The organism is Lactobacillus sp. UMNPBX15 (assembly GCF_002553785.1).
GTDB classification, from domain to species: Bacteria; Bacillota; Bacilli; order Lactobacillales; family Lactobacillaceae; genus Lactobacillus; species Lactobacillus crispatus.
The window spans coordinates 1-362 of sequence record NZ_PCYV01000114.1 but is presented as its reverse complement, the minus strand read 5'-3'; the positions used below and the strand labels follow the sequence as shown (position 1 = coordinate 362).

Here is a 362-nt window from a genome sequence, read left to right as displayed (position 1 = left end):
TCTCAATTCGGCCAATCGGTTCTGATAAGTTTGGGACCAAGACAGAGATGAAGAACATCAACTCCTTTAACTATGTTCGGAAGGCCCTCGCATTTGAAGAAAAACGGCATCAAAAAGTATTGATGGCTGGTGGACACATTGGTCAGGAAACACGTCGTTATGATGAAGCGACTGGTGAGACTATTCTGATGCGGACAAAGGAAGGTTCTGATGATTACCGTTACTTCCCAGAACCAGACTTGCCACCAGTAAACGTTAGCGATGAATGGATTAGCGAAATTGAAAGCGAAATGCCAGAAATGCCTGTTGAGCGTCGTGAGCACTATGTTAAGGACCTTGGCTTAACTGATTACGATGCGATG

1 pseudogene is annotated in these 362 nt (G+C 44.8%); it reads left to right on the top strand.

Annotated features, from left to right (window positions below):
* A pseudogene (locus CP366_RS10530) lies at nucleotides 1-362 on the top strand (Asp-tRNA(Asn)/Glu-tRNA(Gln) amidotransferase GatCAB subunit B); the annotation flags it as partial.